Below are 24335 nucleotides of genomic sequence, written 5' to 3' on the forward strand. Positions count from 1 at the left end.
GCTAGGCTGCCGCCATGACCCTTCCGCGCGACTACCGCGGCCAGAGCTGCTCCCTCGCCCGTGCGATGGAGGTCGTCGGCGAGCGCTGGACGCTGCTGATCCTGCGGGACGCGTTCTACGGAGTGCGGAGGTTCGGCGAGTTCGCCGCGCACCTCGCCGTACCCCGGTCGGTGCTCACCGAGCGGCTGGCCGGGCTGACCGGGGCCGGCGTCCTCGACCGCCGCCGGGAACCGGGCGGCGGCCGGCGCGAGGTGTACGTCCTCACGGAGAAGGGCCTCGGGCTCTGGCCGGCCGTCCGGGCCCTCACCGACTGGGGCGAGGCGCAGTACCCGGCGAACGGCGACGGCCCCCGCCGGATCTTCCTGCACCACGCCGACGGGGCGCCGACCGGCCCGGACGGGCGCTGTTCCGGCTGCGGGGCCGCCGTCCCGCCCGGGGACCTCCTGGTCGCCCCGGGGCCGGGCCTTGCCCCGCCCGGCGACGACCCCGACCCGGTCACGGCGGCCCTGACCCGCCCGCACCGCCTGCTCACCCCGCTGCTCGCCCCCGCGCACACCCCGCAGGCCCCATAGGCCCCATAGCCCCCCCTTCGCTCACCCGTTGCTCCCCACGAGAGGAACCCCATGAAGATCCTGGTCGTCGGCGCCGGTGCCACCGGTGGATACTTCGGCACGATGCTGGCCCGCTCCGGGCAGGACGTCACCTTCCTGGTGCGGCCGGGCCGCGCGGCGGCGCTCCGCGCGGGCGGGCTGCGGGTGGCCGGCCGGGACGAGGAGTGGGTCCTGGACGCGCCCCGGCTCGTCACGGCCGGCGAGGAACCGTCGGGAGGCCCGTACGGCCTCGTCCTGCTCGGCGTGAAGTCGACCGCCCTCGACGCGGCCCTGACGGACCTCGCCCCCTTCGTCTCCCCGGGCACGGCGGTACTGCCGCTGCTCAACGGCATGGCCCATCTCGACGCGCTGGACGCCCGCTTCGGCGCCGGCGCGGTCCTCGGCGGCGTCGCGAAGGTGGTCACGACGCTCGACGAAGCGGGGACCATCCGGCGGCTCGCGCCGCTGGCGCACCTCGCCCTCGGCGAGCGCGACGGCACGGTCTCGCCGCGCGTGAAGGAGATCCGTACGGTCCTGGAGGACGCCGGCATCGACGCGCCGGTACCCGCGTCGATCGTCACCGCGATGTGGCACAAGTGGGTCTTCATCACCACGATCGGCGCGGTGACGAGCCTGATGCGCGGCACCGTCGGCGAGGTGTACGACGCGCCCGGCGGCCCGGACCTCGGCCCCGCGCTCCTCGCCGAGGGCGCGGCGGTGGCCGCGGCGGCCGGGCACCCGCTGCCGGAGGAGGAGCGGGCGGCGGCCCTCGCCATCGTGTCGGCGCCCGGCTCCCCCATGGTGCCGTCCCTGTACCGGGACCTGGTGGCGGGCCGGCCGACGGAGGTCGAGCACCTCTTCGGCGACCTGACCGCGCGGGCCCGCGCCCTGGGCGTGCCGACCCCGCTGCTCGACCTGGCCACCCTCCATCTGCGGGTCCACCAGCGCCGGATCGACGCCGCCGGACACGGTCAGTAGGCTCGGCGGCGCCGGGACGGGAGCAGAGGAGCGACAGAGTGTTCGTCAAGGTGTGCGGGCTCGCCACGACCGCCGACATCGCCGTGGCCGCCGAGGCGGGCGCGGACGCGATCGGCCTCGTCATCAGCGGGACCAGCGTCCGGGGCCTGGACCGGGGCCGGGTGCCGGCGCTCGTCGGGCGGGTGCCGGACGGGGTGGTGTCGGTCCTCGTCGTCAACGACACCCCGGCCGCCGAGGCCGCCCGGATCGCCGCCGACCTGGGCTTCGACGCGCTCCAGCTGCACGGCCGCGCCTACGGCCCCGCGGAGTTCGAGGCCGCCGCGGCCGTCCACCCGCGCCTGTGGCGGGCGACCGCCCTCGCCGACGCGCCCGACACGCGCGTGGGCGCGCTGGGCGAGGAGGTCCTGCTGCTCGACTCGCCCAAGGCGGGCTCGGGTTCGCGCTGGGACCTCTCCCTCCTGGACACCGCCCGCCCCGAGGGCCACTGGCTCCTCGCCGGCGGCCTCGCCCCCGGCAACGTCGCCGAGGCCATCGCCACCGCCCGCCCCTGGGGCGTCGACGTCTCCAGCGGCGTCGAGTCCGCACCCGGCGTCAAGGACCACGCCCTGGTCCGCGCCTTCGTGACCGCCGCGAAATCCGCCCCGCCCGCTCAACCTTTCGACGTCTCCGCACGTCAGTAGGGGTGAAGCACGTCGTACTACCGAGTACGACCGACCAGCGCCGAACAGCAAGGGGGCCGTGATGGTGGAGGAACTGGCGGAGGCCGTGGTGCGTGTGGCCGGCGCGGCGGCGCGCGGCGTAGGGGCGCTCCTGTCGGTACCGGAGACCTACTCGGCGGCAGCCGAGTTCGCCGCGGCGAAGGCGGAAGAACGCCCCGACGACACGGACGAGAAGGACGAGAAGGACGCCGAGAAGGACTCGGCGGAACCTGACGGCGGCAAGGAGGCCTAGGCCGCGTCTTCCGGATCAGGTCGGTTCAGCTCGCGGCGTCCGGTGCCGTGCGTCGCAAGGCGGAGGAGAGAGTCCATGCGGAGCATCGGCGACTGACGACAACGCGGCGAGGCGCGGTCCCAGGCGCCGCGAGCCCGGCATGATCCGGAAGACACGGCCCCGGCCGCCGCCGCGCCGTCGGGGGCGACGAAGGCGCGGGCCAGGTGCGCGGTCAGCCGGGCGCCGAGGTGGCCGTCGGGGCGGACCACGAAGGCGACGCTCCGGCCCCCTCCGGTCGCCTAGCGGGCGACGCCGGTGGCGCGCCACGCCGTCGCCGCCAGTTCGTCGCGGCCGGCCACGCCCCCGGAGCCGTACCCCGTCCCGTACAGGAGAAGGACGGTCGGCCGGTCGCGGAGGACGTCGAAGAGCCGGACGGGGTAGGTGGCGGTGGGACCGCGCAGGCCGCCGCAGTCGGCGGCGCGGTCCCCCGGGCCGGGACCCGGGCCGTCGTCCGACGGATCGACGAAGGGGCTGCCCCGGTATCCGACGAGCAGCCGCGCCTCACAGAGCATCAGGGTCTCGGAGTCGTCCGCGGCGGCCTGTACGCCACCGGCGGTGGCGTGCCGCACGGTGCGGCCGACGACCTCCTCCCCGACGGGGCGGCGCTCGGCTTCGTAATCGGCGAGCAGGCCGGGGGCGGCACGGCCCTCGACGGCGAGCACGAGCCGCCAGGCGAGGTCGTACGCGTCCTGGACGCCAGTGTTCATGCCCTGGGCGCCGGTCGGCGGATGGATGTGGGCGGCGTCCCCGGCGACGAACATCCGGCCCTCGCCGTACCGGTCCACGATCCGGTGGCTGATCCGGAACACCGAGGCCCAGCGGAGCGCGGACGCCGTGGTGCGCTGCGGCGAGAGCCGGTCGAGCACGGCCTGGATGTCGGCGAGACCGGGTGCGGCGCCGTCGCCGTCGAGCCCGTGCGCGATCCCGTCGGCCGCGTACCCCTGCCGGGCGGACCCTCCGGGCGCGGTGCCCGGGACCCGCATCGACATGCGGTAGCGACGCCGGCCGGGCAGCGGACGCAGACGAGGACGTCGGCGACGGCCCCGGCGTCGTCGAGCAGCATCGAACGCACGCCGTACCCCTCGGGAGCCGGGCGGTGACCCCGTCCGGATCCGGCTCGAACCCGTCGAGGACGGAGCCGTACGGCGCCTCCAGGGTGTGCGGGCCCCCGAACGGGTCGTTCCTTCCCGTCCCATGGTCACGCCGGGGCGGGGAGAGGTGCCAGTTGAGGCGGGATCCAGGATGTTGGATCCAAGACGTCGGATCCGGGATGTTGGATCCGGGATGTTGGATCCGGGATGTTGGATCCGGGATTTTGGATCCAGGCCTGTGGAGATTGGATCCAGGAGCGTGGAGGTTGGATCCAGGCGCCTGTCAGGCCAGCAATCCCGTCCTCGCTGCCGCCAGCACCCCCTCGATCCGGTCCCAGGTCTCGGTGTCGCGGGGGATCGCCTCCAGAGTGGTGCCCGTTCCGGTGCCCCAGGTCGTGGCGATGGCCACGGGGTCCTCTCCGGTGGTCGTGGCGGCGGCGAGGGCGGCGGCGCCGAGGGCGACGAGTTCGGTGGCGGTGGGGAGGACGAGGGGGCGGCCGGAGAGGCGGCGGACGGTGTCGGTCCAGGTGCGGCCTTGGGCGCCGCCGCCGATGAGGCGGAGGGGACGGGTGCGTACGGAGGGGTCGGCGGGGTCGAGGCCGCAGGCGTTGAGGAGGCCGTCGAGGGCGCGCAGGACGGTGAAGGCGGCGCCTTCGTAGGCGGCGCCGAGGACGGCGCGGGGGTCGGTGGCGTGGCGCAGGCCGGTGAGGAGGCCGGAGGCGGCGGGGAGGTCGGGGGTGCGTTCGCCGTCGAGGTACGGGAGGACGACGGTCTCGCCGCCGGGGAGGGCGTTCTCGCGGTCGAGGCCGAGGAGGGTGGCGAAGCGGTCGACGGCGAGCGTGCAGTTGAGGGTGCAGCCCAGGGGGAGGCGGGTGCCGTCGGTGGCGGCGAAGCCGGCGAGGGCGGGGTCGGCGGGGCGGGCGCGGGTGGCGGCAAAGACGGTGCCGGAGGTGCCGAGGCTGACGACGGGGTGGTCGAGGAGGCCGGCGGCACCGAGGCCGAGACCGACGGCGGCCGCCATGTTGTCGCCGGTACCGGCCGCGACCGCGACCGTGCGGGGCAGGCCCAGGGCTTCTGCGGCGGCGGCCGTGAGGGTTCCCGCGCGGGTGGCGCCGGTGGGGGCCACCGTCGGGAGCTGCGCGGGGGTGAGGCCGAGGAGGTCGAGGACCTCGGGGGCGTAGGCGCCGGCGGGGGCGTACCAGCAGGTGCCCGAGGCGTCGCCGGGGTCCGTGACGGCCTCGCCGGAGAGGCGTTCGGTGAGCAGGTCGTGCGGGAGGCGGACGGCGGCGGTGGCCTCGGCGTGGTGGGGTTCGTGCTCGCGCAGCCACTGCCATTTGGCCGCGGTCATCGAGGCGACGGGGACGGAGCCGGTGCGGTCCAGCCAGGGCTTCGGGCCGCCGAGGGCGTCGGTGAGGGCCGCCGCCTGGGGGGCGGAGCGGGTGTCGTTCCAGAGGAGGGCGGGGCGCAGCGGGCGGTGGTCGGCACCGAGGGCGACGAGGCCGTGCTGCTGTCCCGCCACGGCGAGGGCGGTGACCCTCGTGGGGGCGACGCCCGCTTCGCGTACGGCCGTGCGGACGGCGGTGACCAGGGCGGTCCACCACTCCTCGGGGTCGCTCTCGCGGGCTCCGTCCGTGCCGGTGACGGTGTGCGGGGCGCGGCCCAGGCCGAGTACCTCGCCGGTGGCGGTGTCCACGACGACGGCCTTGGTGGACTGCGTGGAGCTGTCCACGCCGATCACGACCGGGCCGGTCACGACCGGGCCGTCCGTGGCTGAGCCGTTCGCGGCCGAGCGGTTCGCGGGCATGCGCCGCACCTCTTTCTCTCGTCTCCGTCGCCCTGTGGGGGCTGGCGTGCCCGGGCACCCGTGGCGTATTAGTTATCTCAGAAAACAAATCCGACCGCCAGAGAAGGATCCGCCCATGTCCGAGCGTTTCTCCCCCACCCCCGAGGACCGTTTCACCTTCGGCCTCTGGACCGTCGGCTGGCAGGGCCGCGATCCGTTCGGCGATGCCACCCGGCCCGCGCTCGACCCGGTCGAGTCGGTCGAACGGCTGGCCGAGCTCGGGGCGTACGGCGTCACCTTCCACGACGACGACCTGATCCCGTTCGGCGCGCCGGAGGCGGAGCGCGAGGCCGTCGTGAAGCGGTTCCGGGACGCCCTCGACCGCACCGGCCTCAAGGTCCCCATGGCGACCACCAACCTCTTCACCCACCCGGTCTTCAAGGACGGCGCCTTCACCGCCAACGACCGGGACGTCCGCCGTTACGCGCTCCGCAAGACGATCCGGAACATCGACCTGGCCGTGGAGCTCGGCGCGAAGGTGTACGTCGCCTGGGGCGGGCGCGAGGGCGCCGAGTCGGGCGCGGCGAAGGACGTGCGGGTGGCCCTGGACCGGATGAAGGAGGCCTTCGACCTGCTCGGCCAGTACGTCACCGAGCAGGGGTACGACCTGCGGTTCGCGATCGAGCCCAAGCCGAACGAGCCGCGCGGCGACATCCTGCTGCCCACCGTCGGGCACGCCCTCGCCTTCATCGAGCGCCTGGAGCGGCCCGAACTCGTGGGCGTGAACCCGGAGACGGGGCACGAGCAGATGGCCGGCCTCAACTTCCCGCACGGGATCGCGCAGGCGCTGTGGGCGGGCAAGCTCTTCCACATCGACCTCAACGGCCAGTCCGGGATCAAGTACGACCAGGACTTCCGGTTCGGCGCGGGCGATCTGCGGCAGGCGTTCTGGCTGGTCGACCTGCTGGAGTCGGCCGGATACACGGGCCCGAGGCACTTCGACTTCAAGCCGGTCCGCACCGACGGTTTCGACGGTGTCTGGGAGTCGGCGAAGAACTGCATGCGGAACTATCTGGTGCTGAAGGAGCGGGCCGCCGCCTTCCGCGCCGACGCCGAGGTGCGGGAGGCGCTCGCCGCCTCCCGGCTGCCGGAGCTCGCCGTGCCGACCGCGCCCGAGGGCCTCGCGGAGCTGCTGGCCGACCCGACCGCGTACGAGACCTTCGACGTCGACGCGGCGGCGAGCCGCTCGATGGCCTTCGAGCGGCTCGACCAGCTCGCCCTGGAGCACCTGCTCGGCGTACGGCGCTGAGCGCGGCGCCCCCCGGGGCGTGTCAGCGGGTGGTGAGGGTGGAGCGGCGGACGACCAGCTCCGGCTGGAGCACCACCTGCTGGTGCCGGTGGTCGGCCGCCGCCTCGCCGGTCTCCTCCAGGAGCAGTTCGGCGGCCCGGGCCCCCAGGGTCAGGGCCGGCTGGCGCACGGAGGTGAGCGGTACGGTCGCGGCCGCGGCGAACTCGATGTCGTCGTAGCCGACGATCGCCATGTCCTCCGGGACCCGCACCCCGGCCGCGTACAGCGCCTGGAGGACGCCGAGGGCCAGCAGGTCGTTGGCGCAGAAGACGGCGGTGGGGCGGTCGGCGAGGCCGAGGAGCCGGGAGCCGGCGTCCCGGCCCGAGGCCACGTCGAGCCGCTCCGCCGGGAGCTCCCGGAGCGCGGTCGCGGGCAGTCCGGCCTCGGCCAGGGCGAGCAGCGCGCCCTCGCGGCGGTCCCGCACCTGCTGGAGGTGGGCGGGGCCGCTGACGTACGCGAAGGTGCGGTGGCCGGTGGCGACGAGGTGGCGGATCGCGAGCGAGCCGCCGACGACGTCGTCGACGGAGACCGAGCAGCCGCCGCCGTCCCCGCCGACCCGGTCGACGAGGACGTACGGGATGCCGTGGCGGCGGAAGTCGCGGAGGTTGCCGCCGCCCGCGTCGGCGGGGGTGACGAGGACGCCGCGGACCCGCTGTTCGGCGAAGAGGGAGAGGTAGTAGGCCTCGTCGCCGGGGTTCTGGTCGCTGTTGCAGACCATGACGCCGAGCCCGGCGGCGCGGGCGGTGCGTTCGGCGCCGCGCGCGATGTCGACGAAGAAGGGGTTGCCCATGTCGAGGACGAGCAGCGCCACGATCCGGCTGCGGCCGGCCCTGAGCTGGCGGGCGGATTCGCTGCGCACGTAGCCGAGGCGGTCGATCACCCTGCGGACGTGCTCCAGGGTGGACGGGGAGACCCGGTCCGGCTGGTTGATCACGTTGGAGACGGTGCCGACGGAGACCCCGGCCTCGCGCGCCACGTCCTTGATCCCGACCGTCCGCCCGATGGCCACCTGCCCGACGGGCCCCTGCCCGACGGACCCGCCCCCGGGGGGCGTCCGGCCGGCGGCCGGTCGTGCCGATTCGGCCGGGTCGGTGTTGTGCGTGGGGTCCGTCACCCGTTCCACCTGCGTGCCACCTGGTCGTCCGTCCTGCTCGTGCTGCCCGTTCCGACCCGTCCGCCCGGGGTCGCCGCCGCCTGTCGCATCCTATGCGGCTCCGCTCACGCGAGATGGAAGACCTCGGTCAGCGGGCGCATCGCCTCGTCCGGGCGCCGGCCGTCGAGTTCCTCGAAGAAGCCGGCCATCTCGGCCTGCCAGCGGGCGTTGACCTCGGTGGCCTCCATGGCCGCCTTCGCGCGCTCGAAGTCCCGCGTCTCCAGGTAGCCGACGAGGAGGCCGTCCTCGCGGAGGAAGAGCGAGTAGTTGTGCCAGCCGGAGGCGGTGAGCGCCTCGCGCATCTCCTGCCAGACCTCGGCGTGGCGGGCCCGGTACTCCTCGGAGCGGTCGGCGCGGACCTTCAGGAGGAAGCAGACCCTCTGCATGACGACTCCTTGGGTTGAAATGTTTCAGTTTTCCGTGGTCCTGGACGCTAGGGCCCGTGGCTGTCGCGGTCAAGAACCTTGACGGCACCTTGGGTGCGGGTTAGCTTCCGAGCAGAGTGAATCGATTCATTGAACTTTACTGAACGCACCGAGGTGGACATGCCCGACATCGCCGCCGTGAAGGCCGCCCTCGCCGCCCAGCGGATCGAGACCCCGTCCTGGGGCTACGGGAACTCCGGCACCCGCTTCAAGGTCTTCGCGCAGCCCGGCGTGCCCCGGGACCCGTACGAGAAGCTCGACGACGCCGCCGAGGTGCACGCCCGCACCGGCGTCGCCCCGAAGGTCTCCCTGCACATCCCGTGGGACCGGGTCGACGACTACGCAGCCCTCGGCGCGTACGCGAAGGAGCGCGGCCTGGAGCTCGGCGCCATCAACTCCAACACCTTCCAGGAGGACGACTACCGGCTCGGCAGCGTCTGCCACCCCGACCCGAAGGTGCGCCGCAAGGCCGTCGGCCACCTCCTGGAGTGCGTCGACATCATGGACGCCACCGGGTCGACGGACCTGAAGCTGTGGTTCGCCGACGGCACCAACTACCCCGGCCAGGACGACATCACCGCCCGCCAGGACCGGCTCGCCGAGTGCCTCGCCGAGGTGTACGCGCGGCTCGGCGACGAGCAGCGCCTGCTCCTGGAGTACAAGTTCTTCGAGCCGGCCTTCTACACCACCGACGTCCCGGACTGGGGCACGGCGTACGCCCACTGCCTCCGGCTCGGGCCGAAGGCGCGCGTCGTGGTCGACACCGGGCACCACGCGCCGGGCACCAACATCGAGTTCATCGTCGCGTTCCTCCTGCGGGAGGGGAAGCTCGGCGGCTTCGACTTCAACTCCCGCTTCTACGCGGACGACGACCTGATGGTCGGCTCCTCCGACCCCTTCCAGCTCTTCCGGATCATGCACGAGGTCGTCGGGAACGGCGGCCTGGACCCGGCGACGAACGTGGCCTTCATGCTCGACCAGTGCCACAACATCGAGGCGAAGGTCCCGGCCGTCATCCGCTCCGTGATGAACGTCCAGGAGGCCACCGCCAAGGCCCTCCTCGTCGACACCGACGCGCTCGCCGCCGCCCAGCGCTCCGGCGACGTGCTCGCCGCCAACGCCGTCCTCATGGACGCGTACGACACCGACGTGCGCCCGCTGCTCCGCGAGCTCCGCGAGGAGCAGGGCCTCGACCCCGACCCGGTGGCCGCCACCCTCCGCTCCGGACGCCTGGAGCGCGTCGCCGCCGAGCGCGTCGGCGGCGCCCAGGCCGGCTGGGGCGCCTGACCCCGCACCCCCTCCTCCACCCCGCCTCCGCGAAAGAAGACCCTCATGACTTCCGGCACCCACCCCGAGGTCGCCGCCCTCCTCGCGCGCGCCCACCGCCTCGGCGCCGACCCGACCGTCACCAACTACGCCGGCGGCAACGCCTCGGCGAAGGGCTCCGCCACCGACCCGGCCACCGGCGGGGACGTGGAGCTGATGTGGGTGAAGGGCTCCGGGGGCGACCTCGGCACCCTCACCGAGGACGGGCTCGCCGTCCTCCGGCTCGACCGGCTGCGCGCCCTCGCCTCCGTCTACCCGGGGGTGGAGCGCGAGGACGAGATGGTCGCCGCCTTCGACCACTGCCTGTACGGGAGGGGCGGCGCGGCCCCCTCCATCGACACCGCCATGCACGGCCTGGTCGACGCGCCCCACGTCGACCATCTCCACCCCGACGCGGGCATCGCCCTGGCCTGCGCCGCCGACGGCGAGAAGCTGACGGCGGAGTGCTTCGGCGCCACGGTGGCGTGGGTGCCGTGGCGGCGGCCCGGATTCCAGCTCGGGCTCGACATCGCCGCCGTCCGGGCCGCCCACCCGGAGGCCGTCGGCTGCGTCCTCGGCGGGCACGGCATCACCGCCTGGGGCGCCACCTCCGAGGAGTGCGAGCGCAACGCGCTGCACATCGTCCGCACCGCCGAGGCCTTCCTCGCCGAGCGGGGCCGCCCGGAGCCGTTCGGGCCGGTCGTCGACGGGTACGAGCCGCTGCCGGAGCGGCTGCGCCGGGAGCGGGCCGCCGCGCTCGCCCCGTACGTCCGCGCCCTCGCCTCCCAGGACCGGCCGCAGGTCGGCCACTTCACCGACTCCGGGACCGTCCTCGACTTCGTGTCCCGCGCCGGACACCCGCGCCTCGCCGCCCTCGGCACCTCCTGCCCCGACCACTTCCTGCGCACCAAGGTGCGGCCGCTCGTCCTCGACCTGCCGCCCACCGCCCCCCTCGACGAGACGGTGGCCAGGCTGCGGGAGCTGCACGCCGACTACCGCGAGGAGTACGCCGCCTACTACCACCGGCACGCGCTGCCGGACTCGCCGCCGATGCGGGGCGCCGACCCGGCGATCGTGCTCGTGCCCGGGGTCGGCATGTTCTCCTTCGGCAAGGACAAGCAGACGGCCCGCGTGGCGGGCGAGTTCTACGTCAACGCGATCAACGTGATGCGCGGCGCCGAGGCGGTGTCGGCGTACTCCCCGATCGAGGAGGCGGAGAAGTTCCGCATCGAGTACTGGGAGCTGGAGGAGGCCAAGCTGCGGCGGCTGCCGAGGCCGAAGCCCCTGGCGACCCGGGTGGCGCTGGTGACCGGCGCGGGCAGCGGCATCGGGCGGGCGATCGCGGCGCGGCTCGCGGCCGAGGGAGCGTGCGTGGTCGTGGCGGACGTGAACGCCGGCAGCGCGGCGGAGGTCGCGGCCGAACTCGGCGGGCCCGACCGGGCGGTGGCCGTGACGGTGGACGTCACGGACGAGACGGCGATCGAAGCCGCTTTCCGGGAGGCGGTGTTGGCCTTCGGCGGCGTCGACCTGGTGGTCAACAACGCCGGGATCTCGATCTCCAAGCCGCTCCTGGAGACCACGGCGGAGGACTGGGACCTCCAGCACGCCATCATGGCCAGGGGCTCCTTCCTGGTCTCCCGCGAGGCGGCCCGGGTGATGACCGCCCAGGGCCTGGGCGGCGACATCGTGTACATCGCGTCGAAGAACGCGGTCTTCGCCGGCCCGAACAACATCGCCTACTCCGCCACCAAGGCCGACCAGGCCCATCAAGTACGGCTGCTGGCCGCCGAGTTGGGTGAGCACGGGATCCGGGTGAACGGCGTGAACCCGGACGGGGTGGTGCGCGGTTCGGGGATCTTCGCCGGCGGCTGGGGGGCGCGGCGGGCGGCGACGTACGGCATCGAGGAGGAGAAGCTGGGCGAGTTCTACGCCCAGCGGACGCTGCTGAAGCGGGAGGTGCTGCCGGAGCACGTGGCGAACGCCGTCTTCGCGCTCACCGGCGGGGACCTCACCCACACGACCGGTCTGCACGTGCCCGTCGACGCGGGCGTCGCCGCGGCCTTCCTGCGATGAGCGCTCTTCCTGCGAGCGCCCTTCCTGCGACGAGCGGACGCACGGGCCGGTTCGCGGCGGCCGATCTGGGGGCCACCAGCGGGCGGGTCATGGTCGGCCGGGTCGGTCCCGGCGTCCTCGAACTCACCGAGGCGCACCGCTTCCCCAACGTGCCGGTCCGGCTGCCGGACGGGTTGCGCTGGGACGCGCTCGGCCTCTTCCAGGGGATCCTGGACGGGTTGCGGACGGCGGCCCGCTCGGGACCGGTGGACTCCGTCGGGGTGGACACCTGGGCGGTCGACCACGGGCTGCTCGACGCCGACGGGGCGCTGCTCGGCGCCCCGTTCCACTACCGGGACGCGCGGACGGACGGGGTCGCGGAGGGGGTGTGGGAGCGGGTCGGGGGTGCGGCGGAGCTGTACCGTACGACCGGGCTCCAGCACCTGCCGTTCAACACGGTCTTCCAGTTGGCCGCAGCCGCCGGTTCCGCCCAACTCGCGGCGGCTCGGACGCTGTTGCTCATGCCTGATCTGTTCACGTACTGGCTGGCGGGGACGGTCGGGGCGGAGGAGACGAACGCGTCGACGACCGGCTTGTTCGACGTCCGCACCGGCACCTGGGCGACGGGGCTGCTCGGCCGCCTGGGCGTCGATCCGGGGCTGCTGCCGGTGCTGCGGGCGCCCGGCGATCCGGCGGGGACGCTGCTGCCGTACGTGTCGGCGCACACCGGGCTTCCGGCGGGCACGCCGGTCACGGCGGTCGCCTCGCACGACACGGCGTCGGCGGTGGTGGCGGTGCCCGCCACCGGGGCCGGGGCCGTCGCGTTCGTGTCGTGCGGCACCTGGTCGCTCGCCGGGCTCGAACTGCCGGGCCCGGTGCTGACGGAGGAGGCCCGGGCGGCGAACTTCACCAACGAGCGGGGCGTCGACGGCACGGTGCGGTTCCTGCGGAACGTGATGGGCCTGTGGCTGTGGGAGGAGTGCCGCCGGACCTGGGAGGGGCGGGGGCACCGGGTGGACCTGCCGGCACTGCTCGAACGGGCCGCCCAGGAGCGGCCGTTCCGGTCGCTGGTCGATCCGGACGCGCCGGAGTTCCTGGCGCCCGGGGACATGCCGGGGAGGATCGCGGCGTACTGCCGGCGCACCGGGCAGCCGGTGCCGGAGTCCCCGGCGGCGGTGCTGCGCTGTGTCCTGGAGTCGCTGGCCGTGGCGCACCGGCGCGCCCTGCGGGAGGCGGGCGCGCTGGCCGGGCGGGAGGTCCGCCGGGTCCACCTCGTGGGCGGCGGGGCACGGAACGCGCTGCTGTGCCAGTGGACGGCGGACGCGACCGGGCTGCCGGTGACGGCCGGCCCGGTGGAGGCCACGGCACTGGGGAACGTGCTGGTGCAGGCGCGGGCCGCGGGCCTGGTGGGGGATCTGGCGTCCGTGCGTCGCCTGGTCGTCGGGACGCAGCCCCTGCGACACTACGAGCCGCAGGGCGACGGTTCCGCCTGGGACCGGGCCGCCGCCCGATTCGACCCGTCCCCGAGGAACTGCTGATGCGCGTCGCCCTCTTCGTCACCTGCGTCAACGACGCCGTCTTCCCGTCGACGGGGGTGGCCACGGTACGGCTGCTCGAACGGCTGGGCGTGGACGTGGACTTCCCGGCGGCGCAGACCTGCTGCGGGCAGCCCCAGTTCAACACCGGCTACCGGCGGGAGACCGGGCCGCTGGTGCGGCGCACGGTCCGCGCCTTCGAGGGGTACGACCACGTGGTCGTCCCGTCGGGTTCGTGCGCGGCGATGGTCCGCCACCACTACCCGGCCTTCGGTCCGGAGGCGGCGGCGCTCGGGCCGCGCACGTACGAGCTGACGGAGTTCCTGGTCGACGTGCTGGGCGTGACGGACGTCGGCGCCTGGTTCCCGCACAGGGTCACGTACCACCCGTCCTGTCACGGCCTGCGGACGCTGGGCCTGGGCGAGCGGCCGCGCCGGCTCCTGGAGGCGGTGAAGGGCCTGGAGCTGGTGGAGCTGCCGGGGGCGGAGGAGTGCTGCGGCTTCGGCGGCACCTTCGCGGTGAAGAACCCGGACGTGTCGGCGGCGATGGGAGCGGACAAGGTGGCGAACGCGGTGTCGACCGGCGCCGGGGTGCTGTGCGGCGCGGACAACTCGTGTCTGCTGCACGTCGGCGGCATGCTGAGCCGGCAGGGGGCGCCGCTGCGGGCGGTGCACCTGGCGGAGATCCTGGCGAGCACGGAAGAGGAGCCCTGGACGTGAGCGGTGTGTTCGTCGGAATGCCGGCCTTCCCGGAGGCCGCGCGGTCGGCGGTGCGGGACGAGCGGCTGCGGCGCAATCTGCGGCACGCCACGCACACGATCCGCGACAAGCGGGCGCGGGCGGTCGCGGAGTTGGACGACTGGGCCGAGCTGCGGGAGGCGGGGAAGCGGATCAAGGACCGGACGCTCCGTCACCTCGACACGCATCTCCTGCGGTTGGAGGAGGCGGTGACGGCGGCGGGCGGCACGGTGCACTGGGCGGCGGACGCGGCGGAGGCCAATCGGATCGTCGCCGAGCTGGTGAGGGCGACCGGCGAGACGGAGGTCGTGAAGGTCAAGTCGATGGCCACGCAGGAGATCGGGCTCAACGAGGCACTTGAGGCCGAGGGGATCCGCGCGTACGAGACCGACCTGGCCGAGCTGATCGTGCAGCTGGGCGAGGACCGGCCCTCGCACATCCTCGTTCCCGCCATCCATCGCAACCGGGGCGAGATCCGCGACATCTTCCGTACGGAGATGGGCCGTTGGGGACGTCCGGCGCCGGAGGGGCTGTCCGACTCCCCCGCCGAGCTCGCGGAGGCGGCCCGGCTGCACCTGCGGGAGAAGTTCCTGCGGGCGAAGGTCGGGATCTCCGGGGCGAACTTCATGGTCGCCGAGACCGGCACGCTCGTGGTCGTGGAGTCGGAGGGCAACGGACGGATGTGCCTCACCCTCCCCGAGACGCTGATCTCGGTGGTGGGCGTGGAGAAGGTGGTGCCGGAGTGGCGGGACCTGGAGGTCTTCCTGCAGACGCTCCCCCGCTCCTCGACGGCCGAGCGGATGAACCCGTACACGAGCATGTGGACGGGGACGACGGACGCCGACGGGCCGCGGACCTTCCACCTGGTCCTTCTCGACAACGGCCGCACCGACGTCCTCGCCGACGAGGTCGGCCGGCAGGCGCTGCGCTGCATCCGCTGCTCGGCCTGCCTGAACGTGTGCCCGGTGTACGAGCGGGCGGGCGGGCACGCGTACGGCTCCGTCTACCCGGGGCCGATCGGCGCGATCCTCACCCCGCAGCTGCGCGGCACCGCGAGCGAGGTGGACGCCTCCCTGCCGTACGCCTCCTCGCTGTGCGGGGCCTGCTACGAGGTGTGCCCGGTCGCCATCGACATCCCGGAGGTGCTCGTGCACCTGCGGGAGAAGGTCGCCGACCGGGGCGGGAAGGGGCACCGACTGGAGCGGGCCGGGATGAGGGCGGCCGGCTGGGTGCTCGACCACCCCGGCGTCCTGGCGGCGGGCGAGCGGGTCGCGTCGAAGACCCGCAAGCTGCACCCCAGGAAGCTGCCGGGGCCTGGTGTCGGCCCGTGGACGGACCACAGGGACCTGCCCGTCCTGCCCGCCGAACCCTTCCGTGACTGGTGGAAGAAGAACCGCACGGGAGACCGCACGGAAGACCGCACAGGAGACCGCTCATGAGCCAGAACTCCCGCGAGCGGATCCTCGCCAGGATCCGCTCCGCCGTCGCGGACGCCCCCGAGGCGCCGGAGGTACCCCGTACGTACCTCACCCGCCACACCCCGGACGACCCGGACGCGGTCCTCGACCTGCTCCACGAGAACCTCGCCGACTACCGGGCCCACGTCCACCGCGCCGACCGGGACGGACTGCCCGCGCTGATCGCCCGGTTGCTGGAGGAGCGCGGGGCGCGGAGCGTCGCGGTGCCGGACGGGCTGCCGGACGGATGGCTGGCTGGAGCGGGCGTGGAACGCGTACCGGACACGGCTCTGACCCCCGCCGCCCTGGACGCCGTCGACGCCGTGGTCACGGGCTGCGCGCTCGCGGTCGCCGAGACCGGCACGATCGTCCTGGACGGCGGCCCGGGGCAGGGGCGGCGCGCGCTCACCCTCGTACCGGATCTGCACGTGTGCGTCGTCCGCGAGGACCAGGTCGTCGCGTCCGTACCGGAGGCGCTGCCGCGGCTCGACCCGCGGCGGCCGCTGACCTGGATCTCGGGGCCGTCGGCGACGAGCGACATCGAGCTGGACCGGGTGGAGGGCGTGCACGGGCCCCGGACCCTGGAGGTCGTCCTGGTCCGGGGCGCGTGACGTACGGCGGAGTGGTCAGGCGGCAGTGGTCAGGCGGCAGTGGTCAGGCGGAGTCGCGGATCACCAGTTCCGTGGGGAGGATGACGGTCGCCGGGTCCTCGCCCGCTATCCGGGCGAGGAGGGTGCGGACCATCTCGGTGCTGATCCGGTCCCAGGGCTGCCGGATGGTGGTCAGCGGCGGCTGGGAGTTGTGCGCGGCCGGGGAGTCGTCGAAGCCGCCGACGGCGATGTCCTCGGGGACCCGCCGGCCCGCGCGGGCGAGGATGTCGAGGACGCCCTGGGCCATCAGGTCGGAGGCGACGAAGACGGCGTCGACGTCGGGCGCCCGCTCCAGAAGGGTGCGGGCGCCTTCGGCGCCGCTGGCGCGGCTGTAGTCGCCCGTGACGATCAGGTCCTCGTCGGCGGGGAGGCCGCACTCGGCGAGGGTCTCGCGGTAGCCGGCGAGCCGTTCGACGCCGCCGGGGGTGTCGAGCGGGCCGGTGACGGTGGCGATGCGGCGGCGCCCGGTGGCGTACAGGTGGCGGACCATCTCACGGGCGCCGTCGCGGTCGTCGGCGGCGACGTAGCCGACGCGGGTGGTCTGGCCGAGCGGTTTGCCGCAGGCGACGACGGGGACGCCCGCCTCGTGGAGCCGCGCGACGACGGGGTCGCCGGAGTGGCTGGAGACGAGGAGGACGCCGTCGACGTGGCCGGCCTCGATGTAGCGGAGGTTGCGGCGGCGTTCGTCCTCGGTGCCGGCGATCATCAGGATCAGGGGGATGTCGCGGTCGGCGAGGGCCTGGGTGCAGGCGCGCAGGAGGACGTTGAAGTTGGGGTCCTCGAAGAAGCGCTCCTGCGGCTCGGTGAGGAGGAAGGCGACGGAGTCGGACTTGCCGGTGATCAGCGAGCGGGCGTGCCGGTTGACGACGTACCCCGTTCTGCGGATCGCGGCGTCGACGGCCGCCTTGGCCGCGGGGCTGACGTAGTGGCCGCCGTTGAGGACGCGGGAGACGGTGCCGCGCGAGACTCCGGCCTCGCGGGCCACGTCGTGGATGGTCGCGGGTCGGCGTCTGCTCGCTGCTGTGCTCATGCTGTGTGTTTCCCCTCGATCCCCTGTGCTCAGGACTTTACGGCGCCGGACAGCAGGTCGAGGCTCCAGAACCGCTGGATGACGAGGAAGAGGGCGATCAGGGGGACGACGGCGAGGAGCGCGCCGGTGATGACGAGGGTGTAGAGGGCGGGCTGGCTGGCGCCCTGCTTGAGGAGGGTGAAGAGGCCGACGGTCATGGGGAACTTCTCGTCGTCGCCGAGCATGATGAACGGCAGCAGGAAGTTGTTCCAGATGGCGACGAACTGGAAGAGGAAGATCGTCACCAGGCCGGGGGCGAGCATGGGGACGGCGATCCGGCTGAAGATCCGCCATTCGCCGGCGCCGTCGACGCGGCCGGCCTCGACGAGCTCCATCGGGATGGCGGCCTCGGCGTAGATGCGGCCGAGGTAGACGCCGTACGGGGAGAGGATCAGCGGCAGCAGCACGGAGGCGTAGCTGCCGGTGAGGTCGGCCTCGGCCATGAGCAGGTACTGGGGGATGGCGAGGATGACCGGGGGCATGAGGACGCCGGTGAGCATGACGTTGAAGAAGAGCTCGCGGCCGCGGAAGCGGTAGACGGCGAGGGCGTAGCCGGCGAAGGCGGAGACGACGGTCGACAGGAGGGCGCCGAGGCCGGCGTAGAGGACGGAGTTGCCCATCCACTTCCAGTAGATGCCGTCGCGGTAGGAGGTGAGTTCGCCGAGGTTGTCGGCGAGGCCGCTGCCGGGGAGGAAGGTGAAGGTGGAGAAGAGTTCGTCGTCGGCCTTGGTGGCGGCGACGACGACCCAGGCGACGGGGAGCAGGCAGTAGAGGGCGCCGAGGATCAGGGCGGCGGTGGGCAGCAGCGCGGTGCGGCGGGGGCGCGGGGGTCCCTGCGGGACGCCGGGGGTGCTGCCGGCGGCCGGGGCGGCCTCGCGGAGCGTCGGGGAGGCGAGCCCGGTCATCGGCTGGCTCCTTGCGTGGTGCGGCGGTTGGAGATCCTGAGGAGGGCGAAGGAGAACGCGAAGGTGGCCAGGGCGAGGACGACGGCCGTGGCGGAGGCGGCGTGGATGTTCCCGCCGGTGAACGCGTCGTTGTAGACCTTCATCAGGGGGCTCCAGGTGGAGGGGATGCCGTTGGTGAGCGGCTTGAGCGTCATCGGCTCGTTGAAGACCTGGAGGGTGGCGATGATGGAGAAGAAGAAGGTGAGGACCAGGGAGGGCACCACCATCGGGATCTTGACGCGGAGCGCGATCTGGAGCTCGGAGCAGCCGTCGAGCTTGGCGGCCTCGTACACCTCGGCGGGCAGGGCGCGCAGCGCGGTGTAGATGACGATCATGTTGAAGCCGGTGCCGCCCCAGACGGCGATGTTGGACATCGCGAGGTAGAGCGGGCCGCCGTCCATGAGGTCGGGCTGCGGGAGGCCGGCCTTCTCCAGGAGGTAGTGGAAGGGGCTGACGTCGGGGAGGTAGAGGAAGCCCCAGAGGACGGCGGCGATGACGCCGGGGACGGCGTACGGGAGGAAGATCGCGAGCCGGGCGAAGGAGCGGCCCCGGACGCGCTCGGCGTCGAGCAGGAGCGCGAAGAGGAGGGCGAGGCCGAGCATGACGGGGACGACGATGGCGCCGTAGCCGAGGACGCGCAGGGAGCTCGCGAGGAACTCGGAGTCGGTGAGGGCGGAGGCGTAGTTCTCCAGGCCGGCCCAGACCTCGGACCTGGCGCCCTTGCCGAGGCCGAGACCCTTGATCTCGACCTTGTGGAAGCTGAGCCGGACCGCGTAGCCGATGGGCAGCGCGAAGAAGAGGACGAAGAGGACGGCGGCCGGCAGGAGAAAGCCGTACGGGGCCGCCTTGACCCCGTACGACCGGCGCGCGCCCTTGGGGGGCTGCGTCACTTGGCGACCTCGAAGCCCTGCTTGTCGAGGTCGTCGACCGTGGTGTCGCGGACGGCGGTGAGGGCCTTGTCGAAGGCGGGGGCGGTCTTGGCCTTGGCGGCCTTGCCGAACTCGTCCTTGAAGGCGGTGTAGGCGACGTTCACGTTGGGGCCCCAGGCGGCGGGGGCGGTGGTCTTCGCGATCTCGGCGGCCTTCGTGTAGAAGTCGGGCTGGTTGGCGAAGTAGTCGGGGGCCTTGGCGAGGGCGCCGCTGGTCTGGGCGGCGGTGGCGGCCGGGTAGATGCCGCTCTCCTTGACGAGGGCGGCGAGGGCCTCGGGGTCGGTGTTCAGCCAGACGGCGAACTTCGCGGCGGCTTCCTTGTGCTTGGAGTCGCTGGTGACGGCGGTGGAGGAGCCGCCCCAGCTGCCGGTGGCGTTGTCGCCCTCGGTCCACTGCGGGAGGGGGGCCATGGCCCACTTGCCCTTGGTGGCGGGGGCGGCGGTGGTGAGGGTGCCGGGGGCCCAGACGGCGGAGACCCAGGCGATCTGCTCGCCGGTGTCGAGGGCCTTGTTCCAGGCGGGGGTGTACATGGGCTGGTTGTCGATGGCGCCCTCGGCGACGAGGCCGCCCCAGAAGTCGGTGACCTTCTTGGTGGCGGCGTCGTCGATGCCGACCTTCCAGGTGTCGCCCTCGAAGGTCCACCACTGGGCGCCGGCCTGCTGGGAGAGGCCGGCGAAGAGGCCGGCGTCGTTGGCGGAGAAGGTGGTGAGGGACTTCTCGGGGGCCTTCTTCTTCAGCGCGCGGGCGGTCTCGGCGAAGGCGTCCCAGGTGGTGGGGACGGTGAGGCCGTACTGCTTGAAGAGGTCCTCGCGGTAGAAGAACATCAGCGGGCCGGAGTCCTGCGGGAGGGCGTAGACCGCGTCGCCGCCGAGGGTGGTCTGCTGCCAGATGCCGGGGGCGAACTGCTTCTCGGCGCCCTGGACCTCGCGGCCTATGTCGGCGAGGGCGTCGTTGGTGACGAGGGTGGGCAGGGCCTGGTACTCGGCCTGGACCAGGTCCGGCCCCTTGTGGGCCTTCGCGGCGGTGATGATCTTGGTGACGAGGTCGTCGCCGGAGGCCTGCTTCTGCACCGTGACCTGGATGTCGGGGTGCTTGGCGTTCCAGAGGGCGGCGACCTTGTCCATGCCGGGCGCCCAGGCCCAGTAGGTGAGCTTGACGGGGCCGGAGGAGGCGCCCGTCCCGTCGCCGGAGTCGGATCCACAGGCGGTGAGCGCGGTGGCACCGAGGAGCACGGCGGTGGCGGCGGCGAGGCTGCGGCGCGTGAGCTGGGGCATGGGTGGTTCTCCCTGACCGAAAGGGGCCTCTCCATCGGACGGAGAGGCCGACCATGCATCTGTGAGCGTTCACAGTAGAGAAACGTTCCGGACACTTGTCAATGGTTGTTCCTGTGCGGTTATGTTGCGTTGCCACTTCGAAATCTGATGTGTGTACGTTCACAGCTGCGGCGATCGAACACCCCCTTCCGTTTCACAGGTGCTCAGGAGAGACTCATGTCTGCCACGACCCCCAAGGGCCTGACCCGGCTCGCGTTCGGCGGGGACTACAACCCCGAACAATGGCCGGAAAGCGTCTGGCAGGAGGACGTGCGGCTGATGCGGGAGGCCGGCGTCACCATGGTGAGCGTCGGGATCTTCTCCTGGGCGCTCCTGGAGCCCGAGCCGGGCCGGTACGACTTCGGCTGGCTCGACCGGGTCCTCGACCTGCTGCACGCCCACGGCGTCCGCGTCGACCTCGGCACCCCGACGGTCGCCCCGCCCGCCTGGTTCTACCGCGCCCACCCCGAGGCGCTGCCCGTCACCCCGGACGGCGTCCGCCTCGCGTACGGCTCGCGCGGGGCGATCTGCCACAGCTCCCCCGCCTACCGGGAGTCCGCCGCCCGGATCACCACCGAACTGGCCCGCCGCTACGCCGGCCACCCGGCGCTCGCGCTCTGGCACGTCCACAACGAGTACGGCGTCCCCGTCAGCGCCTGCTACTGCGACGGCTGCGCCGCGCACTTCCGGCGCTGGCTGGACCGCACGTACGGCTCCGTCGAGGCCGTGAACGAGGCGTGGGGCACCGCCTTCTGGGGCCAGCGGTACGGCTCGTACGAGGAGATCCTGCCGCCCCGCACCACCCCGACCGTCGGCAACCCGGCCCAGCAGCTGGACTACCGGCGCTTCGCCGACGCCACCATCCGCGAGAACTTCCGCGCGGAGCGGGACATCCTCCACGAGCTGTCCCCGGGGATCCCGGTGACCACCAACTTCATGACCGCGCTCAGCCAGTGCGACTCGATCGACTACTGGGCGTGGGGCCGCGAGGTCGACCTCGTCACCAACGACCACTACCTGATCACCGACGGCCGCCGCACCCACGTCAACCTCGCGATGGCCGCCGACCTCACCCGCTCCGTCGCCGGCGGCGCGCCCTGGCTGCTCCTGGAGCACTCCACCTCGGGCGTCAACTGGCAGCCGCGCAACCCGGCGAAGCGGCCCGGCGAGATGGCCCGCAACTCCCTCGCGCACGTGGCCCGCGGCTCCGAGGGCGCCATGTTCTTCCAGTGGCGGCAGGGCCGGCGCGGCGCCGAGAAGTTCCACTCGGCGATGGTCCCGCACGGCGGCACCGACACCCGGATCTGGCGCGAGGTCGTCGAACTGGGCGCGGACCTGGGCGCGTTGGAGGAGGTCCGGGGCAGCCGGACCGTCCCGGACGTGGCGATGCTGTGGGACTGGCAGTCCTGGTGGGCGCAGAAGCTGGAGTGGCGGCCGAACGAGGCGCACGACGCCCGCGAGCGCGCCGACAGCTTCTACGAGACCCTCTACGACCGGCACCTCACGGTGGACTTCGCGCACCCCGAGGCCGACCTGTCCGCCTACCCGCTGGTCGTCGTCCCCGCGCTGTACCTGATGACGGAGGCGGCCGGTCAGAACCTGCGGGAGTACGTGGAGAACGGCGGCACGCTCGTCGTCTCGTACTTCTCCGGGATCGTCGACGAGCACGACGCCGTCCACCCCGGCGCCTACCCGGGCGCCCTGCGGGACGTCCTCGGGCTGACCGTCGACGAGTGGTCGCCGCTCCTCGACCACGAGCGGGTCGGCCTCGCCGGCCCCGGCGGCGCGGCGCTCACCGGCGACGTGTGGACCGAGTTCGTCCGCCCGCGCGGCGCCGAGACCGTGTGGACGTACGCGGACGGCCCCGCCGCCGGCGGGCCCGCCGTCACCCGGCACCGGCTCGGGCGCGGCACCGCCTGGTACGTCTCCACCCGCCTGGACGCGGCCTCGCTGGACGCGATCGTGGCGGCGGCCGCGGAGGACGCCGGCGTGCCGAGCCGCCCCGCGCTCCCGCGCGACGTGGAGGTCGTCCGCCGCGCCGGCGCCCACGGCCACTACGTCTTCGTCCTCAACCACACCGCCGAGGAGGCGAAGGTGCCGCTGGACGGCGGCGGCACGGAGCTGCTCGCCGGCGGCGAGGTGCACGGCACCCTCACCGTCCCTGCGGGCGGTGTCCGGGTCGTCCGCCTCGACGGCTGACGACCGCTCTCTCCCCCCCGATCTCCCCGGGGGCGGCCCGCACCCGCTGCGCCGCCCCCGGGCGAGCCGTACCACCCCGGTCCCCGTCCCCGAGGAACAGCGCCACCGCACCACCACTCCCCCGTCCGTCACCGTCGAAGGGACTCGACGATGCGTACCACCAGAGGCCGGTTCCGGCTTCGTTCCGCCGCTCTCGCCACCGCGCTCGGCGCGGGGCTGCTGCTCGCCCCGCTGCCCGCGCAGCAGGCCGTGGCCGCGAGCACGCTCACCAACACCGGCTTCGAGGCCGACGGCACCGGTACGGCGACGCCGTCCGGCTGGTCGACGTACTCCGCGGCCGGGCAGAACGCCGCCTCGTTCACGGAGGCCGGCGGCCGCAGCGGCGGCTACCGCCTCTCGCACTGGTCGTCGTCCGCGTACAAGGTCGAGACGTACCAGTACCTCAGCGGGCTCGCCGACGGCACGTACACGCTGAGCGCCTGGGTGCGTTCCGGCGGCGGTCAGAACTCCGCGTATCTCGCCCTGCGCAACTGCGGGTCCGCCGAGCAGCGCACCGACCTGCCGGTGACCACCAGTTCCTGGATACGGGTCGTGACCTCGGTCAGGGTGGTCGGCGGCGGCTGCACCGTCAGCATCAACTCCGATGCCAACGCGGGCAATTGGCTCAACGTGGACGACCTGGCCTTCACCTCGGGCTCGACCGGGCTCACCGTGAAGGGCGTGGACCTGTCCGCGCTGAAGAAGAACGAGGACTTCGGCGCCGCGTACAAGAACGCCTCGGGGACGGCCGGCGATCCGGTCGCGCTCCTCAAGGGCGCGGGCGCCAACTACGGGCGCCTGAAGGTGTGGGTGAACCCGGCCGACGGCTACAACACCAAGGCGCAGGTCCTCGCCACCGCGAAGCGGATCAAGGCGCAGGGCATGAAGCTGCTGGTGGACTTCCACTACTCGGACGTCTGGGCCGACCCGGGCGCCCAGTCCAAGCCTGCGGCGTGGGCGGGGCACTCGTACACGCAGCTGAAGACGGACGTGTACAACCACACGTACGACGTCCTCAACGCGCTGAAGGCGCAGGGCACCACGGCCGACATGGTGCAGATCGGCAACGAGATCAACACGGGCATGCTGTGGCCCGAGGGGTCGACGAGCAACTGGATGCAGCTCGCGGGGCTGCTGAACTCCGGCATCTCGGCGGCGAAGGCGGTGTCGTCGTCGACCCAGATCGCGCTGCACCTGGCGAACGGCGGCGACAACACGCTGTACCGCACGTGGTTCGACAACGCCACGGCGCAGGGCGTGAGTTACGACGTGATCGCGCTGTCCTTCTACGGCTACTGGCACGGGGCGCTGTCCTCGCTCCAGGCCAACCTGGACGACATCTCGGCCCGTTACGGCAAGAAGGTGATGGTCGCGGAGACGGCGTACCCCTTCCGGCTGGACAGCAAGGACGCACACGAGAACATCATCGACCTGCCGTCGGAGCTGGTCTCGGGCTACCCGGCGTCCTCGGCGGGCCAGTCGGCGTGGCTGCGTGACGTGATGAACGTGGTGGAGGCCGTCCCGAGCGGCCGGGGCCTCGGCGTCGTCTACTGGGAGCCGGCCTGGACCGCGGTGACCGGCAACGGCTGGGACCCGACGGACCCGTCGTCGGGCAACGCCTGGGAGAACCAGGCCCTGTTCGGCTACGACAGCAGGCTGCTGCCGGCGGCGGGCTGGTTCGCCCACCGGTAGGCCCGCCCGCCCCTGAAGGGCCGGACTCCTCGACGGAGTCCGGCCCTTCATCCGTG

The 24335-nt window shown here is 73.3% G+C and carries 20 protein-coding genes and 1 pseudogene; 13 read left to right on the top strand and 8 right to left on the bottom strand.

Features of this window, described 5'->3' with window-relative positions; translation table 11 throughout:
* The first annotated feature begins 14 nt into the window (after positions 1 to 14).
* The 4 genes from HHL19_RS20395 to HHL19_RS20410 all read left to right on the top strand — a co-directional run bounded on the left by HHL19_RS20395 (position 15) and on the right by HHL19_RS20410 (position 2519).
* Entirely contained in the window at positions 15 to 572 is a 558-nt protein-coding gene (locus tag HHL19_RS20395) for a helix-turn-helix domain-containing protein (RefSeq protein ID WP_169091650.1), read from the top strand.
* A 51-nt stretch (positions 573 to 623) separates the two neighbouring features.
* A complete protein-coding gene (locus tag HHL19_RS20400) occupies positions 624 to 1568 on the top strand; it encodes a ketopantoate reductase family protein (protein ID WP_169091652.1) in 945 nt (314 codons plus the stop codon).
* A gap of 38 nt (positions 1569 to 1606) precedes the next feature.
* A complete protein-coding gene (locus tag HHL19_RS20405) occupies positions 1607 to 2248 on the top strand; it encodes a phosphoribosylanthranilate isomerase (RefSeq protein WP_169091654.1) in 642 nt (213 codons plus the stop codon).
* Between the two features lie 61 nt (positions 2249 to 2309).
* Positions 2310 to 2519: a hypothetical protein gene (locus HHL19_RS20410; RefSeq protein ID WP_169091656.1), complete on the top strand. Its 210-nt coding sequence runs from the start codon at positions 2310 to 2312 to the stop codon at positions 2517 to 2519.
* 359 nt (positions 2520 to 2878) lie between these two features.
* On the opposite strand, the pseudogene HHL19_RS20415 reads toward HHL19_RS20410, so the two are convergent.
* Positions 2879 to 3645 (bottom strand): annotated as a pseudogene (locus tag HHL19_RS20415) (FAD-dependent monooxygenase); the annotation flags it as partial.
* Positions 3646 to 3932: 287 nt separating this feature from the next.
* Positions 3933 to 5453 carry a xylulokinase gene (gene xylB / locus HHL19_RS20420; RefSeq protein WP_169091658.1) on the bottom strand — a complete coding sequence of 507 codons (1521 nt, stop codon included), beginning with the start codon at positions 5451 to 5453 and terminating at the stop codon, positions 3933 to 3935.
* Between the two features lie 115 nt (positions 5454 to 5568).
* On the opposite strand from xylB, the gene xylA reads away from it, so the two are divergent.
* On the top strand, positions 5569 to 6741 hold the full coding sequence (xylA, locus tag HHL19_RS20425) for a xylose isomerase (RefSeq protein WP_169091660.1): 1173 nt from the start codon (positions 5569 to 5571) through the stop codon (positions 6739 to 6741).
* A 22-nt stretch (positions 6742 to 6763) separates the two neighbouring features.
* Here xylA and HHL19_RS20430 read toward each other — a convergent pair whose 3' ends face one another.
* Both HHL19_RS20430 and HHL19_RS20435 read right to left on the bottom strand, forming a co-directional pair.
* Entirely contained in the window at positions 6764 to 7783 is a 1020-nt protein-coding gene (locus HHL19_RS20430) for a LacI family DNA-binding transcriptional regulator (RefSeq protein WP_169091970.1), read from the bottom strand.
* Positions 7784 to 7998: 215 nt separating this feature from the next.
* The gene (locus HHL19_RS20435) at positions 7999 to 8319 is read right to left on the bottom strand and encodes an L-rhamnose mutarotase (protein ID WP_169091662.1); all 321 of its coding nucleotides are present in this window, start codon (positions 8317 to 8319) and stop codon (positions 7999 to 8001) included.
* A 159-nt stretch (positions 8320 to 8478) separates the two neighbouring features.
* On the opposite strand from HHL19_RS20435, the gene rhaI reads away from it, so the two are divergent.
* From rhaI to HHL19_RS20465, 6 genes are read left to right on the top strand one after another with little or no spacing between them, the layout of a single operon-like run.
* Positions 8479 to 9645: an L-rhamnose isomerase gene (gene rhaI, locus HHL19_RS20440; RefSeq protein WP_169091664.1), complete on the top strand. Its 1167-nt coding sequence runs from the start codon at positions 8479 to 8481 to the stop codon at positions 9643 to 9645.
* 45 nt (positions 9646 to 9690) lie between these two features.
* Complete coding sequence (locus HHL19_RS20445; RefSeq protein ID WP_169091667.1) at positions 9691 to 11736, top strand: bifunctional aldolase/short-chain dehydrogenase; 2046 nt, start codon at positions 9691 to 9693, stop codon at positions 11734 to 11736.
* A complete protein-coding gene (locus HHL19_RS20450; RefSeq protein ID WP_169091669.1) occupies positions 11733 to 13253 on the top strand; it encodes a rhamnulokinase family protein in 1521 nt (506 codons plus the stop codon). Before HHL19_RS20445 ends, HHL19_RS20450 begins: the two co-directional genes overlap by 4 nt.
* On the top strand, positions 13253 to 13969 hold the full coding sequence (locus HHL19_RS20455) for a (Fe-S)-binding protein (RefSeq protein WP_169091671.1): 717 nt from the start codon (positions 13253 to 13255) through the stop codon (positions 13967 to 13969). Before HHL19_RS20450 ends, HHL19_RS20455 begins: the two co-directional genes overlap by 1 nt.
* Positions 13966 to 15426: a lactate utilization protein B gene (locus HHL19_RS20460; RefSeq protein ID WP_169091673.1), complete on the top strand. Its 1461-nt coding sequence runs from the start codon at positions 13966 to 13968 to the stop codon at positions 15424 to 15426. The genes HHL19_RS20455 and HHL19_RS20460 overlap by 4 nt, the downstream gene beginning before the upstream one ends.
* A complete protein-coding gene (locus tag HHL19_RS20465; protein WP_169091675.1) occupies positions 15423 to 16055 on the top strand; it encodes a lactate utilization protein C in 633 nt (210 codons plus the stop codon). Before HHL19_RS20460 ends, HHL19_RS20465 begins: the two co-directional genes overlap by 4 nt.
* Positions 16056 to 16098: 43 nt before the next feature.
* On the opposite strand, the gene HHL19_RS20470 is transcribed toward HHL19_RS20465, so the two are convergent.
* The 4 genes from HHL19_RS20470 to HHL19_RS20485 are packed head-to-tail and all read right to left on the bottom strand — an operon-like array spanning position 16099 to position 20310.
* Positions 16099 to 17124 carry a LacI family DNA-binding transcriptional regulator gene (locus HHL19_RS20470; RefSeq protein WP_169091677.1) on the bottom strand — a complete coding sequence of 342 codons (1026 nt, stop codon included), beginning with the start codon at positions 17122 to 17124 and terminating at the stop codon, positions 16099 to 16101.
* Positions 17125 to 17153: 29 nt separating this feature from the next.
* A complete protein-coding gene (locus HHL19_RS20475) occupies positions 17154 to 18068 on the bottom strand; it encodes a carbohydrate ABC transporter permease (RefSeq protein ID WP_169091679.1) in 915 nt (304 codons plus the stop codon).
* The gene (locus HHL19_RS20480) at positions 18065 to 18997 is read right to left on the bottom strand and encodes a sugar ABC transporter permease (RefSeq protein WP_169091681.1); all 933 of its coding nucleotides are present in this window, start codon (positions 18995 to 18997) and stop codon (positions 18065 to 18067) included. The genes HHL19_RS20475 and HHL19_RS20480 overlap by 4 nt, the downstream gene beginning before the upstream one ends.
* Positions 18994 to 20310, bottom strand: a complete 1317-nt coding sequence (locus tag HHL19_RS20485; RefSeq protein WP_169091683.1) for an extracellular solute-binding protein — start codon at positions 20308 to 20310, stop codon at positions 18994 to 18996. The genes HHL19_RS20480 and HHL19_RS20485 overlap by 4 nt, the downstream gene beginning before the upstream one ends.
* 216 nt (positions 20311 to 20526) lie before the next feature.
* On the opposite strand from HHL19_RS20485, the gene HHL19_RS20490 reads away from it, so the two are divergent.
* Positions 20527 to 22548, top strand: a complete 2022-nt coding sequence (locus HHL19_RS20490) for a beta-galactosidase (RefSeq protein WP_169091685.1) — start codon at positions 20527 to 20529, stop codon at positions 22546 to 22548.
* 150 nt (positions 22549 to 22698) lie between these two features.
* Positions 22699 to 24279 (top strand): arabinogalactan endo-1,4-beta-galactosidase, encoded by a 1581-nt coding sequence (locus HHL19_RS20495; protein WP_169091687.1) that lies wholly within the window; start codon positions 22699 to 22701, stop codon positions 24277 to 24279.
* Positions 24280 to 24335: the final 56 nt, after the last annotated feature.

It is taken from the genome of Streptomyces sp. R302 (assembly GCF_012927245.1).
GTDB lineage: Bacteria > Actinomycetota > Actinomycetes > Streptomycetales > Streptomycetaceae > Streptomyces.

Coding starts and splice junctions, on each gene's coding strand:
- HHL19_RS20395 (WP_169091650.1), top strand. CDS start 15: ATGACCCTTCCGCGCGACTACCGCGGCCAGAGCTGCTCCCTCGCCCGT.
- HHL19_RS20400 (WP_169091652.1), top strand. CDS start 624: ATGAAGATCCTGGTCGTCGGCGCCGGTGCCACCGGTGGATACTTCGGC.
- HHL19_RS20410 (WP_169091656.1), top strand. CDS start 2,310: ATGGTGGAGGAACTGGCGGAGGCCGTGGTGCGTGTGGCCGGCGCGGCG.
- xylB (WP_169091658.1), bottom strand. CDS start 5,453: ATGCCCGCGAACCGCTCGGCCGCGAACGGCTCAGCCACGGACGGCCCG.
- xylA (WP_169091660.1), top strand. CDS start 5,569: ATGTCCGAGCGTTTCTCCCCCACCCCCGAGGACCGTTTCACCTTCGGC.
- HHL19_RS20435 (WP_169091662.1), bottom strand. CDS start 8,319: ATGCAGAGGGTCTGCTTCCTCCTGAAGGTCCGCGCCGACCGCTCCGAG.
- rhaI (WP_169091664.1), top strand. CDS start 8,479: ATGCCCGACATCGCCGCCGTGAAGGCCGCCCTCGCCGCCCAGCGGATC.
- HHL19_RS20445 (WP_169091667.1), top strand. CDS start 9,691: ATGACTTCCGGCACCCACCCCGAGGTCGCCGCCCTCCTCGCGCGCGCC.
- HHL19_RS20450 (WP_169091669.1), top strand. CDS start 11,733: ATGAGCGCTCTTCCTGCGAGCGCCCTTCCTGCGACGAGCGGACGCACG.
- HHL19_RS20455 (WP_169091671.1), top strand. CDS start 13,253: ATGCGCGTCGCCCTCTTCGTCACCTGCGTCAACGACGCCGTCTTCCCG.
- HHL19_RS20465 (WP_169091675.1), top strand. CDS start 15,423: ATGAGCCAGAACTCCCGCGAGCGGATCCTCGCCAGGATCCGCTCCGCC.
- HHL19_RS20470 (WP_169091677.1), bottom strand. CDS start 17,124: ATGAGCACAGCAGCGAGCAGACGCCGACCCGCGACCATCCACGACGTG.
- HHL19_RS20475 (WP_169091679.1), bottom strand. CDS start 18,068: ATGACCGGGCTCGCCTCCCCGACGCTCCGCGAGGCCGCCCCGGCCGCC.
- HHL19_RS20485 (WP_169091683.1), bottom strand. CDS start 20,310: ATGCCCCAGCTCACGCGCCGCAGCCTCGCCGCCGCCACCGCCGTGCTC.
- HHL19_RS20490 (WP_169091685.1), top strand. CDS start 20,527: ATGTCTGCCACGACCCCCAAGGGCCTGACCCGGCTCGCGTTCGGCGGG.
- HHL19_RS20495 (WP_169091687.1), top strand. CDS start 22,699: ATGCGTACCACCAGAGGCCGGTTCCGGCTTCGTTCCGCCGCTCTCGCC.